This is a genomic window from Afipia sp. Root123D2, assembly GCF_001425835.1.
Classification (GTDB): Bacteria; Pseudomonadota; Alphaproteobacteria; order Rhizobiales; family Xanthobacteraceae; genus Afipia.
Genome location: NZ_LMDP01000001.1, coordinates 58,863 through 72,995 on the forward strand (window position 1 = coordinate 58,863; position 14,133 = coordinate 72,995).

16 protein-coding genes are annotated in these 14,133 nt (G+C 63.4%); 10 read left to right on the forward strand and 6 right to left on the reverse strand.

Features of this window, described 5'->3' with window-relative positions; genetic code table 11:
- Positions 1-13 precede the first annotated feature (13 nt).
- The 5 genes from ykgO to ASC80_RS00295 all read left to right on the forward strand — a co-directional run bounded on the left by ykgO (position 14) and on the right by ASC80_RS00295 (position 3,167).
- The gene (gene ykgO, locus ASC80_RS00275; RefSeq protein WP_002718645.1) at positions 14-139 is read left to right on the forward strand and encodes a type B 50S ribosomal protein L36; all 126 of its coding nucleotides are present in this window, start codon (positions 14-16) and stop codon (positions 137-139) included.
- A gap of 117 nt (positions 140-256) precedes the next feature.
- Positions 257-901 carry a tetratricopeptide repeat protein gene (locus ASC80_RS00280; protein ID WP_056291723.1) on the forward strand — a complete coding sequence of 215 codons (645 nt, stop codon included), beginning with the start codon at positions 257-259 and terminating at the stop codon, positions 899-901.
- A 75-nt stretch (positions 902-976) separates the two neighbouring features.
- A complete protein-coding gene (locus ASC80_RS00285) occupies positions 977-1,939 on the forward strand; it encodes an alpha/beta fold hydrolase (RefSeq protein ID WP_056291725.1) in 963 nt (320 codons plus the stop codon).
- A 223-nt stretch (positions 1,940-2,162) separates the two neighbouring features.
- Positions 2,163-2,582 carry a phasin family protein gene (locus ASC80_RS00290; protein WP_056291728.1) on the forward strand — a complete coding sequence of 140 codons (420 nt, stop codon included), beginning with the start codon at positions 2,163-2,165 and terminating at the stop codon, positions 2,580-2,582.
- Between the two features lie 201 nt (positions 2,583-2,783).
- Positions 2,784-3,167 carry a hypothetical protein gene (locus ASC80_RS00295; protein WP_056295363.1) on the forward strand — a complete coding sequence of 128 codons (384 nt, stop codon included), beginning with the start codon at positions 2,784-2,786 and terminating at the stop codon, positions 3,165-3,167.
- Positions 3,168-3,269: 102 nt separating this feature from the next.
- Here the strand turns inward: ASC80_RS00295 and pyk are convergent, their stop codons facing one another.
- Positions 3,270-4,706 (reverse strand): pyruvate kinase, encoded by a 1,437-nt coding sequence (gene pyk, locus ASC80_RS00300; protein WP_056291731.1) that lies wholly within the window; start codon positions 4,704-4,706, stop codon positions 3,270-3,272.
- On the reverse strand, positions 4,703-5,266 hold the full coding sequence (locus tag ASC80_RS00305) for a DUF1036 domain-containing protein (protein ID WP_056291734.1): 564 nt from the start codon (positions 5,264-5,266) through the stop codon (positions 4,703-4,705). Before ASC80_RS00305 ends, pyk begins: the two co-directional genes overlap by 4 nt.
- A 191-nt stretch (positions 5,267-5,457) precedes the next feature.
- On the opposite strand from ASC80_RS00305, the gene ASC80_RS00310 reads away from it, so the two are divergent.
- Positions 5,458-5,760, forward strand: a complete 303-nt coding sequence (locus tag ASC80_RS00310; RefSeq protein ID WP_056291736.1) for a DUF1244 domain-containing protein — start codon at positions 5,458-5,460, stop codon at positions 5,758-5,760.
- Between the two features lie 414 nt (positions 5,761-6,174).
- Entirely contained in the window at positions 6,175-6,447 is a 273-nt protein-coding gene (locus tag ASC80_RS00315) for a DUF2312 domain-containing protein (RefSeq protein ID WP_056291739.1), read from the forward strand.
- Positions 6,448-6,575: 128 nt separating this feature from the next.
- On the opposite strand, the gene ASC80_RS00320 is transcribed toward ASC80_RS00315, so the two are convergent.
- Positions 6,576-7,157, reverse strand: coding sequence for a TetR/AcrR family transcriptional regulator (locus ASC80_RS00320; RefSeq protein ID WP_056291742.1), 582 nt, complete (start codon positions 7,155-7,157; stop codon positions 6,576-6,578).
- Positions 7,158-7,240: 83 nt separating this feature from the next.
- Here ASC80_RS00320 and ASC80_RS00325 point away from each other — a divergent pair, with 83 nt between their 5' ends.
- The 3 genes from ASC80_RS00325 to ASC80_RS00335 are packed head-to-tail and all read left to right on the forward strand — an operon-like array spanning position 7,241 to position 9,062.
- Positions 7,241-7,756 (forward strand): pyridoxamine 5'-phosphate oxidase family protein, encoded by a 516-nt coding sequence (locus ASC80_RS00325; RefSeq protein WP_056291743.1) that lies wholly within the window; start codon positions 7,241-7,243, stop codon positions 7,754-7,756.
- A gap of 48 nt (positions 7,757-7,804) precedes the next feature.
- A complete protein-coding gene (locus tag ASC80_RS00330) occupies positions 7,805-8,629 on the forward strand; it encodes a crotonase/enoyl-CoA hydratase family protein (protein ID WP_056291745.1) in 825 nt (274 codons plus the stop codon).
- 13 nt (positions 8,630-8,642) lie between these two features.
- Entirely contained in the window at positions 8,643-9,062 is a 420-nt protein-coding gene (locus tag ASC80_RS00335) for a PaaI family thioesterase (RefSeq protein ID WP_082512357.1), read from the forward strand.
- Between the two features lie 22 nt (positions 9,063-9,084).
- On the opposite strand, the gene ASC80_RS00340 is transcribed toward ASC80_RS00335, so the two are convergent.
- The 3 genes from ASC80_RS00340 to ASC80_RS00350 form a co-directional block, all read right to left on the reverse strand.
- Entirely contained in the window at positions 9,085-9,897 is an 813-nt protein-coding gene (locus tag ASC80_RS00340; protein ID WP_056291748.1) for an enoyl-CoA hydratase, read from the reverse strand.
- Between the two features lie 105 nt (positions 9,898-10,002).
- Positions 10,003-11,640 carry a peptidoglycan L,D-endopeptidase MepK gene (gene mepK / locus ASC80_RS00345; RefSeq protein WP_056291749.1) on the reverse strand — a complete coding sequence of 546 codons (1,638 nt, stop codon included), beginning with the start codon at positions 11,638-11,640 and terminating at the stop codon, positions 10,003-10,005.
- A 359-nt stretch (positions 11,641-11,999) separates the two neighbouring features.
- Positions 12,000-14,114 (reverse strand): L,D-transpeptidase family protein, encoded by a 2,115-nt coding sequence (locus ASC80_RS00350; RefSeq protein WP_056291751.1) that lies wholly within the window; start codon positions 14,112-14,114, stop codon positions 12,000-12,002.
- Between the last annotated feature and the right edge of the window lie 19 nt (positions 14,115-14,133).

Here is a 14,133-nt window from a genome sequence, read left to right on the forward strand (position 1 = left end):
AGAGCATTGTCCCATGAAGGTCCGTAATTCGCTGAAATCCCTGCGCGGCCGTCACCGCAACAACCGTCTGGTCCGCCGCAAGGGCCGGGTTTACGTGATCAACAAGGTCCAGCGCCGCTTCAAGGCCCGCCAGGGCTGAAGTGTTACGGCTGGGCGCGTCGCGGCACCGTCGCGGCTGTTGTTCCGGCTGACATCATCACACGTCTTTGACGCCGCCGCGCTTTGCAGGCGGCGTTTCCATGTCTAGACTTCGTCCATGGCACCTCGCTCCATGGTTTTGACGATTCTGGCTGCGGCTATCGCAGCCACGGCGCTCGCCGTGCCGCCGGCGTCGGCGCAGGATCCGAAGATCGAGCGGCAGGATCGTCCGAAAGCGATGCCGGAACCGCCGGCCAAGACGCCGCCCCAGCGCGGTCCACGAACCCGGAATCTCGATTTTCTCTTCGGCGCGCTCAAGGCCGCGCCGGATGAAGAGAGCGCCAAGGCGGTCGAGGCCCGGATCTGGGCGCTATGGACGGCGACGCCGAGCGACACGGCCACCCTGCTGATGACGCGCGCCCGCACCGCCATGGAAAACAAGGATTACGACGTCGCGCTGAAACTGCTCGATGCCATCGTCAAGGTGCGGCCGGATTACATCGAAGGCTGGAACCGGCGCGCGACGCTTTATTACCTGCAGAACGACTACGAACACTCGATGGAGGACATCCGTCAGGTGCTGATCCGCGAACCGCGCCATTTCGGTGCGCTGGCGGGGCTGGGCATGATCCTGCAGGAAACCGGCGACGACCGCCGCGCGCTGGATGCGTTCCGCAAGGCGCTCGCCATCAATCCTCACCTCGACAAGATTCCCGAGATGGTGAAAAGCCTGTCCGAGAAGGTCGAGGGCCGGGATATTTAGCCTGGTCGTTTTTCTGAAACCGCTGATGCGCCCACGCGTACCTGCGGAGTGCGTAAGTTTCTCCGGATTCCCCTCATGACATTGACCGGCCTTGCCACCGCGTTGCTCTTGCTCGCGGTGGTGACGCAGATTGGCGTATTTGTACTCGAACGCCTCTATCCGCCGCGCGGGCAATTCATCGATGTGCCTGGCGCCCGGCTGCATGTTCTGGATATTGGCCCACGCGACGCGCCCGGGCTGCCGGTGGTGCTGATCCACGGCGCGACATCGTCGCTCGAAACCATGCACCATCCGCTCGGAGAGATGCTGGCGAAAAGCCATCGCGTTATCCTGATCGACCGGCCCGGCGTCGGCCGGTCGACGCGCGACCGCGCAACCGATTCAGGTCTTGCCGACCACAGCGCGGCGATCAACGCGGCTCTCGTCAAGCTTGGGATCGAACGGGCGATCTTCGTCGGCCATTCCTGGGCCGGAGCGCTGATGCCTGATCTGGCGCTGGGTTATCCGAGACGCGTCGCCGGCGTCGTGATGCTATCGCCTGTTGCCTATCCGTGGTCCGGCGGCGTCGGCGCCTTCAACAAGCTCGCGACGGTTCCGATCCTCGGCCCGGTCCTGGCCTATACCTTGCCGCTGCCGCTCGGTTTGTTTCTGATCCAGTCAGGGATCAATTATGTTTTCAGTCCGCAAACATCGCCTGCGAATTTCTGGCGCGAAACCCAGGTTCCGCTGGTGTTGCGGCCGCGAACCTATCTCAACAACGCGTGGGATCTGGTGACTCTGAAAGCCGAGGTCATCAAACAGGCCCCTCATTATCGGGATATCACGGTGCCGGCCGTGGTCATTGCCGGCGATGCCGACAGAACGGTGTCGACCGCTATTCATTCACGGCCATTTGCCGAAGCCGTGCCCGGCGCGAAGTTGATCGTGTTGCCGAATGTCGGCCACATGCCGCAATATGCGGCACCGGACCTGATCGTGCGTGAGATCGAAACGATGATTACGAAAGTTTCATCGAACGCCGCCGCTGCTGCCAGGTGATTGAGTCATCGGTGATCAGGTCAGAGACGCTGACTTGTTGACTCGCTTTCGCTGCAAGCTAACGTTTTGAAAACAGCGGGTGAGGTGTTGTCTCGAAAAATTTTCTGCAAGGTGCATCGCACTTCATCGAACTGCCATCAACAAATGATCGACTGGCGATTCCTCGGACGTCTTTTCTGGCTCACGCGTCCTTTTCTGGCTCACACAATGAAGGTCGGAAGCAATGACAGGCACAACGACAAACGATAACAGGGCAAACGGCAATCGCGCGCCGGCGAATGTTGGTTCGCAGTTCGATTTCTCACGACTGAACGAAATGAACGGCACCATGCTGTCGGAAGGGGCGAAACTCAACGCGCGGTTGAGCGAGACCGTGCAGACCATCGGAAAGGAATGGGCGGAATTCATCGGTACCCGGCTGGGTGAGAACAACCGCTTCTTCCAGACGCTTCATGCCTGCAAGTCAGTGCCCGACATGCAGCAGGCCTATGCCCGGTTCTGGCTCGACGCTTTCACCCAGTACGGCGAGGAAGCGCAGCGGCTGATGCGGATTTCACAGAGCTCGGTCGAGGAGACCGTCCGGACTGTGCAGCAAGCGGTTCCGACCGACCCCCCACGGCCTGACCTTGATCAGGCGGCTTGAGATCATCGCCGGCTGTTTGAATCCTTAAAAGCCCCGCAAAGTTGGCGTGCGCCCCGGTGGGTGCGCTTTGCTAACTACGGAATCCGGCAATGAGCAGGGAGCGCTCCAGCGGGTGAACAATATCCACATTGTTCCCGCATCCGGCTCATGATTAGGTCCGGCGTTTATCAGGACTCCATCGGATCCGCCGGAGATTTTATCATGAAAGCATCATCCCTGAGTTTTTTGATCGCCATCGCCATGGCCATCGTCGGCATGGCGTGGGGCATCGATATGGCCATATCGCAGGATCATTCCGCGATGCCCGCCCACGCCCATCTCAATCTGCTGGGCTGGGTGTCGCTGTTCCTGTTCGGAATCTTCTATCGCCTGCATCCGGCGCTGGACGTGGCACGGATCGCCCGCCTGCAGGTCTTCATCTGGGTTGCCGGCGTCGCGATCCTCACCGTCGGCGTGGCGATGATCCACAGCGGCCGTCCCAGCGGCGAACCGTTCGCGGGAGTTGGCTCGATCATCGTGCTGGCCGCTATGCTGCTGTTCGGCTGGCTGGTGCTGCGATACGAGCGCGTGGCAAACGCAGCGTAACGCTTGCTGAAGGATGGTGCCCCGGGCGCGATGCAGCGTGACAAAAGCGCGTCCAGGCGCGCCTTCAACGGCATCAGGATTTCGCTGCAGATTCCAGGCGCGTCACATATCCGCGTCGCTGTCGGGGCCGACATAGGCGATGCGCACCATGTTGGTGGTGCCGGGCGTGCCGAGCGGGACGCCCGCGACGATGATGACGCGCTGACCGGCCTTGGCGAAGCCGTCGCGGAACGCGATACGGCCGGCGCGGCTGACCATGTCGTCCTGATCGTGGGCGTCTTCCGCGATCACGCAATGCACGCCCCAGACCAGTGAGAGTCTGCGCCCGGTTGCGAGATTGGGAGTGATCGCCACTGTCGGCGGCCGAGGCCGCTCGCGGGCGACGCGGATCGCGGTCGAGCCCGAACTGGTCCAGCAGATGATCGCGGACAGATCGAGCGTTTCGGCGATCTGCCTTGCGGCGTCGGCGATGGCGTCGCCGGCAGTCGCTTCCGGTGCGGGACGCTGTGAGGCGATCACGCCGGCATAGGTCGGGTCGCGTTCGACCTCCTCGCCGATGCGATCCATGGTCATCACCGCCTCGACCGGAAACTTGCCGGCTGCCGATTCCGCCGACAACATGATGGCGTCGGCGCCCTCGAACACGGCGGTTGCGACGTCGGAGACCTCGGCGCGGGTCGGCACCGGCGACAGGATCATCGATTCCAGCATTTGCGTTGCGACCACGACGGGCTTCCCCGCGCGCCGCGCCATGCGCGTCATCTGTTTCTGCAGGCCCGGCACGCGCTCGACCGGCAATTCGACGCCGAGATCGCCGCGCGCCACCATCAGTGCATCGGATGCTTCCATGATGTCGGCGAGGCGGTCGATCGCCTGCGGCTTTTCGATCTTCGACATCACCGCGGCGCGGCCGCGCACCAGCTTTTTGGCCTCCAGCACGTCATCGGCGCGCTGCACGAACGACAGTGCGATCCAGTCGATGCCGGCTTCGAGCGCTGCCTCGAGGTCGGCGCGGTCCTTCGTCGTCATCGCCGACATCGGCAGGTCGGTGTCCGGCAGGCTCACGCCTTTACGATCCGACATCCGGCCGCCGACCACCGCGCGGACCACGGCATGATCGGGTGAAGTTTCCTCGGCAATCAGCCTCAGCTTGCCGTCGTCGATCAGCAGCGCGTGGCCGGGCCGCAGGGCTTTGAGGATTTCCGGATGCGGCAACTGCACGCGGGTCTTGTCACCGGGCGTGGGATCGAGATCCAGCGTGATGGTCTCGCCATTGTTGATCTGGATCGCGCCCTCGGCGAAGGCGCCGAGCCGCAGCTTCGGTCCCTGCAGATCGACCAGAATCCCGATCGGGCGGCCATAGCTGCCCTCGACGTTGCGAATGGTAGTGATGAGCTCGCGCATCTTGTCGTGCGGCGTGTGGCTCATGTTGATGCGGAACACGTCGGCGCCAGCTTCGAAAAGCTTGCGGATGGTCGCGCTGTCGGAGGATGCCGGGCCGAGGGTGGCGAGAATCTTGATACGGCGCAGACGTCTCATTTCGCCTGCCCCGGCACCGGAAGCGTCACACTGGGCGGCTGGCCCGGCGTCGCGGGTGCATTGGGCATTCCCGGCAAGCCTGGCGTGCGCGGTACGGTCTGTTCGCCGGTTTCAGTCAATTGCACAGTCCACGCCCGCTGCTCGCCGGTGTCGACCTCGAAATACCCGGTGCGGTCGAACCCGCGCGCAAGGCAGTTGTCGGTCCCCCGGATGGTGAATTCCTTGTCACGCGAACACATGAAAGCCTGCCCCGACCACTCGCCGCCGCGGTCGTAGTCGATGGCGTAGATGTAATAGTAACGCGCAATCAGCGTGCCCTTGAGCAGGGTTTCGCAGCCACGCGACGACACGTTCCACCAGCCTTCGGTGACCCAGCCCTCATTGTCCTTGTAGCCCAGCGCGATGCCGACCCGGCTCGATGTGTTGTTGCAGAGCCGGAAATCCGCCGCCGCCGGTTCGGTGAACGCGCACAGCGTGGTGACCATGATCACACACGCCAGCAGCGCGGGGGCGATGCAGCGGAGGGAGAGGCGGGAGGGGCGGGAATCGCTTGTTTTCATTTAATCAAGGTATATCAATCGATTGGTGATTTCACGCAACCCTGTCCGGCCTGTCAACGGCGTGGAGGGTGAAATTGGCCTCCAAGGCTCTGTTTGCCACGTGATATGGCAAAATATGTGACAACGGCGCCATGCCGCCCCATGTATAGGGCACTAAACACCGCAATGTTGGACAGCAGCGAGAGAACGCCATGGCCATTGACGACAAGACCCGGACCGAACTGGAAGCGGCGGTGTTTCGCCGCCTGGTGTCACATCTGCGCGAGCGCACCGATGTGCAGAACATCGACATGATGAATCTCGCGGGCTTTTGCCGCAATTGCCTGTCGAATTGGATGAAGGACGCCGCTGACGAAAAGGGCCTCGCCATGACCAAGGACGAAAGCCGCGAGGCCGTCTATGGCATGCCTTATGAGACCTGGAAGGCGAAATATCAGGCCGAGGCGAGCCCGGCGCAGCTCGACGCGATGAAGAAAAACGCCCCCTCGCATTGATTGGCGGAGGTTGCGCGTCCGCGCTCGGTCCTCTCCGTTGTCATGGCCGGACCTGTTCCGGCCATCCCGACTAGGGACGCACGGTACCCGCCTTATCGGGATCACCGGGACATAGGCGAGCGAAGCGACGCCGTTCTTCGAACGGCAATGCCCGGCGGTGACAGTAATGGCCAACCTCGCCACCACGCAAACCGCACAGGCAAGCCAATTCGGGGGGCGCCGTTGCATCAAAATTTTTCCCCTGTGGGTCGCTGTGGATGAGTGCGGGCGCGTCTTGACGGCAAGCCCGCCACTCCCGAGTGTGAATTTCAGACGACACGTTGCCGACAGGCCGCCGGAGTTTCGCTCCGGCCCGGCGCGTGCTCGCCTCTAACCCGCGCTCACCTCTAAAATATAGTTGATCAGGAGTACCCGATGGCCACTGCTGCCGCCGCCGTCCAGGAAGAGACCGCGCACCGTTTCGCGAAGGACCAGCTCAAGGCCATCATCGAGCGCATCGAACGGCTGGAAGAGGAGAAGAAGACGATCTCCGACGACATCCGTGACGTTTATGCCGAAGCCAAGGGCAACGGCTTCGACGTCAAGGCGCTGCGCACCATCGTGCGGATGCGCAAGCAGGACGCCAACGAGCGCGAGGAGCAGGAAACCATCCTCGAAACCTATATGCAGGCGCTCGGGATGCTGTGAGCGCGCTACAGCGTTTTCGAGCGAAGCATGCCCTCGGCTAGACCCGAGGGTGGATACCGGTCGCCTGAAGAAAACGCGTCAAATAAAAGCCTGGAGCTTCGCTTCTGATTTATCAGAAGCGAGAACCGCTAGCCGCGCCCGTTTTCAACGATCGCCCGGTAGGTTGTCGTAATCAACTCGTCGGCGAGCGGTGGCGGTGGCTCGCGCCGCTCAAGATGAGACTTGATGGCGGCGATCGGTACTTCCGCGAGCACGAATGTCGCTCGCCGCAATTGCGCGGCACCCGCCCGGCCGAAGGTGGCGCGTGCAAAGGTTGCGAGGCATCCCTCGAACCGTTCGGCTTGTTCCCGCACACCGCGTTTGAGTTCCGCCGGCCACTCGCCGCGTACGAAGTCGTGCCGGCTGTACAGCAACAGCAGTCGCGCATCGTCGAGGTGACGGCGTGCCCATGACGGCGTGTGCAGCGCCGCCGCCAGTCCGTCGCCCGACTCGATCGCTGCGACAAATCCTGTCTGATAGGCGAGCACAGTCTCAAGCCAGAGTTCGCCAAGCAGTGCGTCTCGGGACGCGAAGCGATGATAAAACGAGCCTTTGGGCGCTTTCAGCCGCTGAATGATCAGATCGACCGTCACCGCGCCCGGGCCGAACTTGCACGCAAGTTCCCGAGCAGCGGTGAAAAAGTCGTTGTTATCGAAAGACGGTCGGCCCATTGTTTTAAACTATATAGTCTAGACTAATCGGTCTGCAAGTGTTATGACCCCGGATACCGGAAATCTGTTGATAGGTTTGCGTGATGACTGCGGTAAAATATGACGGTGACGATGAAGGCGTTGCTCGGCTCCTTGCCGGCGCCGCTGCGCTGGTCGGAAGTGTCCGGAATTGCTGGCTGATCACACGACCGGACCGGACTGTGACCGCGCGGCCGATGGGGGTCGTTGCTTTGGAGAACAGCGATCACGACTGGAAGCTGGTTTTTCTCACCGATGGTCGTTCGCGCAAATCATCGGAGATCGACCGCGCCGGAAACGTGATCGTCATTGTCCAGCGCGAGCCCGGCGAGGCCTATGCGACGTTTTCCAGCAGGGCAGCGAAGATCACCGATCCTGCCGTTGTCGCGTCGCGGTGGAAGGAGGCCTATGGCCGCTATTTCCCGAACGAAGCCGACCGCTTGAACGCCATCTTTATCGAGATCACCATCGAGCGCATGGAACTGTGGATTCGGGGCGTGACGCCTGAACCCTTCGGATTTGTGCCGACAGTGGTCGAGCGTGTTGGCGGCGTCTGGCGGCTGGACAGCCCGGCCCATTGAGCGGGTTGCGTCTACGCAGCTGACCACCGCACCAAGGGAGTTGGTGTCATGACACATCGTGTCCTTCTGACGATTGCCGGTGGCGTCGCCGATGTCCGGTTGAATCGCGCCGACAAGATGAACGCGCTCGACCCGGCGATGTTCGAAGCGATCGCCGACACTGTCGCCGCGATCGGAAAAGATCCATCAGTGCGCGCGGTCGCGCTTTCCGGGGAAGGCGGAGCCTTTTGCGCCGGCCTTGATGTCGAGAGGATGGCGGCGTCGGCCGGCGGTGAAGACATCCTGCCGTTCGCCGGTCTGATCAGGCGCACGCATGGCATTGCCAATTTCGTGCAGCATATCGTCTGGGCGTGGCGTGAGCTGCCGGTGCCGGTGATCGCGGCGGTTCACGGCGTTGCCCTGGGCGGAGGCTTTCAACTCGCTCTCGGTGCTGACCTGCGTTACGTCGCGCCCGGCACGCGTCTCGGGATCATCGAAACCAAATGGGGGCTTGTTCCCGATATGGCGGGCACCCAGTTGATGCGCGGGCTTGTTCGTGACGATGTGATCCGCGAGCTGACCTATACCGCCAGGATATTCTCCGCCGAAGAGGCGATGACCTTCGGCTTTGCCACGCGGCTGGTCGCGGATCCCCGCACGGCGGCGTTGGCGACTGCGCGCGAGATCGCGGGACGAAGCCCGGACGCCATCCGTGCTGCGAAACGGCTGCTCAATCAGGCCGCGTCGGTCGGCGCCGAGGCGATCCTCGCTGCCGAAACCGAGGAACAGAGCAGGCTTCTCCGCAGCCCCAATCATGCGGAAGCAGTCAGGGCCGGTTTCGAAAAGCGCGCACCGGTTTTTGCCGATGCCCTGCCTGTTTCGATCGGTGCGTGAGAGGGAAGTCGCCATGACCGCGCGCGGATTGACCATGCAGCAACTCGCCGATGCAAACGCGTCCGCCGCTCTGAACAGGCTGGCGGGATTCGAGGTGACCGCTGCAGGCGGTGGCAGCGCGGAAATCGTGATGATGTGGCACGATGGCCTGACCCAATACGCGGGTCATCTTCATGCCGGAATGATCGCGGCTCTTCTGGACACGGCCTGCGGGTTTGCCGCGGCAACCGTTGTCGGCGGCGTGACAGCATCTCATTTCTCGATGAATTGTCTCAAGCCGGCCGTCGGCGATCGCTTCGTTGCGAAGGGGACGACGATACAAGCCGGGCGTAAGCAGATATTTGCCAGAGCGGAGCTCTTTGCCGTCAACGGCGACGGCGAAGAGGCTCTTGTTGCAACCGGCGAGACGCTGCTGGTTCCCTTGAACAACTAGAGCGCCGGGCGCCTCTATCGCATTACTTGCCTGTGAAGGCCGGCGCGCGTTTCTCGACAAAGTGCTTCACGCCCTCCTTGAAATCGTCGCTTGCCAGACTGAGCGCCATCTCGCGATCGGCGACATCCATCGCCTCGTTCAGCGTCTGCATCGGGGTTTCCCACAACTGCCGCTTGATGACGCGCAGCGAGCGCGGCGACGACAGCTCGGAGAGGTCCTTGGCATAGGCCATCACAGCAGGCATCAGCTCGGCTGCGGGATAGACGCGATCGGCGAGCCCAAGCCGCAGCGCTTCGTCCGCCGCCACCCTGCGTCCCGACATCAGAAGATCGGTCGCCGCCGACAGGCCGATCAGGCGCGGCAGCGTCCAGCTCATGCCGTGCTCGGCGATCAGGCCGCGCCGTGCGAAGGCGGTGGTGAACACGGCGCCCTCGGCGACAAAGCGCATGTCGCAGAACAGCGCGAAGCACATGCCGAGTCCGGCGCATGGGCCGTTGACCGCAGCGATCACCGGTTTCGGGATCGCCGGAAAATAAGTGTTCTTGCGCTGGAAATCCGGCCGCGAATTCGCGTCGAACGGCGGATCGGCCTCTTCCGTGAGACCGCCCGCGGCGCTGATGCCGGACAGACGCTTCATGTCGGCACCGGCGCAGAAGCCGCGGCCTGCGCCGGTCAGCACGATCACCCGCACATTGTCGTCCGCTGCGGCCCGCTCCATCGCCTTGCGGACCTCCTTGCCCATTACCGCGGTCCAGGCATTGAGCTGGTCGGGGCGGTTGAGGGTGACGACGGCGACGCGGTCGGTGACGTCGTACTTGATCTCGGTGAAGGACACGGTGCGCTTCTCCTGTTCGTGGCTTGCGGACAGGTTGCGTCAGCACGGCGGCGCGCGCAATCGTGCTGCAGTTTCAAACGGACGATTGTGGAAGGGGCGGACGGATCAGCGCAGCGACGCGGTGCGCTGCAGGAACGTTGTCGTTGACAGCGTGGCCATCGCCGAGCCGGTGAATTGTCCGCAGACGATGCCCATTTGCGGATCGCCGTTGAACGTCATCGCCACCGCGCGATCCGGCTTGATGAAGTGGACGGCCAACTCCGTCATGTCGCGATCGCCCCAGATCGTGGACGACAGCGATGTGGTGACGTTCGGGGTCATCATCATCGCCCGCATCCACGTGTGGTTCATCTGCGAGGCGGCGGTGACCTGCGCCATGGTGGCGATGGCGCTCGGCTGTCCGGACCGGCTCTTTGCGACGACGGTTTCGACGGCAGCGTGGGTGGCGGCGAGGCGCTGGCGCGGAGTCATCGGCATCGGCGCGCGGGCGGCAACGACCTGAGCGCGCTGCTCATGAGGAGGGGCGTAAGCCAGCGCCTGTGCGACCTCGCGCGGCAGGCTGGCGGTCGATTGCGGATCGGCCTCGGTCACCGCGGTGCGGGCGCGCAGGGCGGCGATCTGCTCGGGCGAGGCCTGCTTGGGCATCGCGATGGAATCATCCCAGAAGGCGCGGGTGTTGATGATATCGGCGGGCGTCAGCGGCTGTTTGGCGCTGGTAGCCTGCCGCTTCGCCGATGGCGGCGGCGTCACGTCCTGCGGCAGGGCGGAGGCGACCTGATAGCTGGCGGTCTGGTAGGTCGCGGTTGCCTTTGCTTCGAGCGATCTGGGCTTGGCGCGCGGCAGCGGCACAGCTTCGGCGATCCGCTCCCGGATCGTCTCGGCCTTGTCCTTGATGGTCTCGGCGGCCCTGGCGATCACGCCCGGCTTCGCCGTGTTGGCGGCAGGCGCATTGCCCTCATCGTCATCCTCGACGGCGGCCGGTTGCTGCTTGCGGCTGAACAGCGAGGCCAGGAAGGTCGGCTTGCCGGAGCCGGCAGTAGTTTCGCCGCTCTTGCGCCGCTCGATTTCGGCCATGGCGATCTCATAGCCCGGCAGCGGCTTGCCGTCGGACGGCACATGCACGGTGCGGCCGTTGGGGAAGACGCGCGCGAGCTGGTCGTGGGTCATGCGCGGCCAGTGGCGCACGCGGCCGGTGTCGAGATGGACGAACGGCGATCCCGATGTCGGGTAGAAGCCGACGCCGCCGCGCTGCAGGCGCAGGCCGGCGAAACGAATCCGCTCCAGCGGCACGCCGGGAATGAAGAAGTCCATCGCATGGCCGAGCATATGCTGGCTGGATCGCGCGACGCCGGACGATCGTCGGCGTAGCATGGCGTTGGTTGAGGGGGAGCGGTAGGCGGAAATGATCTGGATCGGCTGCTTGGCGTCGACGTCGCGATAGACTTCCCAGAGGATGTCGAACAGATGCGGGTCCATCGTGGTGGAGTCCTGGCTGCGCCAGTCCCGCAGGAAGTGATTGAGCTTTTTCAAGCTATCGGAGTCGTAGCGGCCGCTCTGCTTGAAGGTGACGGTGAGGTTTTCGCCGGAATGGGTGTGGTGGAAGGACAGGGTGCGGGTGTCGCCGACAGCGGAGGCGTCATGCACGGTCCCGGCGCCTGCCAGAAGCAGCGCCGTCGCAAGGCCCGCGCGCAACGAGTCGCGCCGCGGCACAAAACCAAAGCTGCGTGGAAAGCGGCCCGCCACTTAAAATCCCGTTTGGACGTCTGTCTGTCGAGGTCTCTTCCGCAACCCCACGCAACGGAAGAGGATGAATACGGTCTTAACGCCGGACGGTTAACGGATTTCTACGGCCCCGCACCGCTCGCACTGTGAGCTAACGCGCCGAGTATGGCAAAAAAGCGCCTTGATGACAGCCTCTTGGCCGGTTCCGGCGGTCGATGGTGGACGACAGGTTAACAAACGGCGCCCTGATACTCGTTGAAGCCTGTTTTGGCGCTAAATCCCCATATATTTCAAAATGTTAAAGGCCCCGTCGGTTGGCGGGGCCTTTTGGTCCGGTATTCACCGGAAATTTCGTCCGGCCGATCCGGCCGGATCGCGGGTCAGCGATAGACCCGGCGGCGGGTCTGGGGTTCCTCACGCTGCGGCCGCCCGCCACCGAACAGCATTTCGAACAGGTTCGGCCCCGAACTGTCGGCGAAGCTCTCGCCGGGGACGCGGACATTGGTCGGCCGGGTGTAGGTCGGCTGCGAATGGGCGATGACCGTCTCGAGGTTCTTGCCGGATCCGTTGAGCAGCGAGATCATCTTGGCGTCGCGGCCGTAGATGTCGTTGCGGAATTCCAGTTTGCCCGCGTCATCGACGAAAGCGGTCTGGTAGACGATGTTGACCGGAATCGGGGTCGGCAAGTTGATGTTGACCTCGCCGCGGCCGTACATGCTGCGGATCTTCTCGGGCGTATAGTTTTCCTTCGGCAGTGCGATGCCGAGCAGGGTCGCGGCGTACTGGTCCGGATTCTGCACGCGCATGCAGCCATGGCTGTAGGCGCGTGTTTCCTTCGCGAACAGGTTCTTGTCCGGCGTGTCGTGCTGATAGACCAGGAACTTGTTCGGGAAGTTGAAGCGGATGCGGCCGAGCGCGTTCGCTTCGCCAGGCGGCTGCGAAATCCGGATGCTGCCGTCGGAGTTGCGGCTCATCTTGAGGCCCATGCGGTCGAGCACTGTCGGATCCTGTTGCAGGGCCGGCAGATACTCGTTGTAGATGATCGACGGCGGCACGTTCCAGGTCGGATTGACCGTGATGTACTTCATCGTCTCGGTCAGCAGCGGGGTCGCATGTTTGCCGACCTTGCCGACCACGACGCGGGTCTTCCAGGCCTGCTTGCCGTTGTGCATGACCTTCAGCGAGTAGTCCGGAATGTTGAGGATGACATAGGCATCGCCGAGCGACTTGGCGCCGAGATGACGCGGCAGCCAGCGCAGGCGCTCCATGTTGACGCGCACGATGTCGACCTTGCGATCTTTCCGCTCGCCGTTCAGCGCGCGGATCGTGTTCTGCGCGACGATGCCATCCGCCTTCAGGCCATTCTGGGCCTGAAATTTGCGGACCGCGGCGTCAACGGTGGCGTCGTAGTGCGTATCGTTCGGATTCTCGGTGATGCCGAGCCGGGCGCGCAGCGCCGGCACGCGTGGATCGTCCATCGGCTCTGCGTCCGAGCCCTTGCGCGGCTTGACGTAGCGCAACGTCGCACCGTCTTCGAACTTGTGCTGGGGCGTTTCGGTGACGCCGCGCAATTCGGCGAGCTTCGCCTTCAGCGCCTGATAGTCGCGGCTCGGAGGGTTGTAGGAATCGAGCGCGGCGGAGGCATCTTTCGCGGTCGAAACATTGACCAGAACTTCGGCCGGCTCGGGATTGTGTTCGGGATACAGGATGTCGCCGCTGACCTGCGACCAGTGCATCCGGCCGGCCTGGGCATGGCGCGCGTAGTCGAGGATGCTGGCGGTGATCTTGAGTTCAGCTTCGGCCTGGGCCTCCGGCGTGTTGGCTGCGGCGAAATTCGGCACCGGATAATCGGCGGGATCAAGACCGTCAGAAGCGGCGTCCTTCAGCCGGCTGATAGCGCCGTTGGCCTGTGCCGAGGGTGCGCTGCCTGCGGTCCACAGCGGTGCGTAATTGCGATCCTTGTAGAACGCCTCGACGGCAACGCGCTCGGCCTTGCGATCGAAATATTTGGCACTCTTGGTGGTGACCAGATCGCGCAGCTTGTCGGCGAATGGCTGATCGGCGGCGGCAATCGATGACGTTGCCTCGGCGGGAGACGCCGCAGCGGACGGGGTCGCTGCCGGTGCAGCTGCGGGCGCGGTGGCGGTTTCGTTCGCAGGGGGAGCAGAAGAGGGGGCGGTGGCGGTCGCCGCCGGAGCCTTCGATGTATCGGCGGCAGGCGTCTCAGCAGTCTTGGGTGCCTCAGTGGTCTTGGGCGCCTCAGTGGTCTTGGGTGCTTCGGATGCGACGGGCGCAACGGGGTTGAAATCGGCGGCGGTTGGAGGCGGAACGTTGGCCGGTTCGGGCATCGGCACTGCGGCGTCGATGGCGAGGTCGGCCGAGGTCTTGGCCGGGTCGGCGTGGGCCAGCGACGCTGCGCCGATCGACAGGAAGGTCGCGGCAATCGCCGCCAGCGTCCGATCGAAGCCGGAACGGCGATTCAGGTAGTTCCGCATTCTCACACCCCTTCTGCGA